General features: G+C 28.5%; 1 protein-coding gene. It reads left to right on the top strand.

Annotation, left to right across the window (positions count from 1 at the left end; translation table 11 throughout):
* Positions 1–125: 125 nt before the first annotated feature.
* On the top strand, positions 126–706 hold a 581-nt coding region (locus KA814_RS13580; protein WP_348633954.1), incomplete at its 3' end, for an IS3 family transposase.

Genomic DNA, 706 nt, shown 5'->3' with positions numbered 1-706 from the left:
TTAACACCTGAAGAGGCATTAAAAGCTGAAATTAAGATACTTAAAGAGAAAAATAAATTTCTTCAAATGGAAAATGACGTTTTAAAAAAGGAAGAAGAAATAGAAAGGAAGTTGATGAAACAGGCATCAGACAAAAAGCATCATACCAAACGGTAAAAGCATTTAAAAACCTTTATCCGATAGCTTGGTTATGTTCAGTATTAAAGATATCACGTTCAAGTTACTATAAATGGTTACATCGCAAACCATCAAATAAAGAAATTGAAAATCAAAAATTAATCAAAGATATCGTTGATATCTACAATAAATACAAAGGCATATATGGATATCGTCGTATATACATATATTTAAGACTTAAACTACATCAAAAAGTAAATCATAAACGTGTCTATAGATTGATGAATCAACTTAATCTAAAATCTACTATCCGCCCTAAAAGAAAACGATATATTAAAACAACACCTGAAATTACAGCACATAATATATTAAATAGAAAATTTGAAGAACAAATCCCAAATAAAAAATGGTTAACTGACGTTACAGAATTCAAACTCAGCAATGGTAAAAAACTTTACTTAAGTGCTATTTATGACTTAGGCAGCAAACAGATTATCAGTCATAAATTAAGTACCTCAAATAACAATAAATTTGTATTAGATACGCTCAAAAAAGCAGTCAAACTTGTGCCGAATACCGAAGGTATACT

Source organism: Staphylococcus sp. GDY8P196P (assembly GCF_017891705.1).
GTDB classification, from domain to species: domain Bacteria; phylum Bacillota; class Bacilli; order Staphylococcales; family Staphylococcaceae; genus Staphylococcus; species Staphylococcus ureilyticus.
This window is presented reverse-complemented; position numbering and strand designations above follow the sequence as displayed.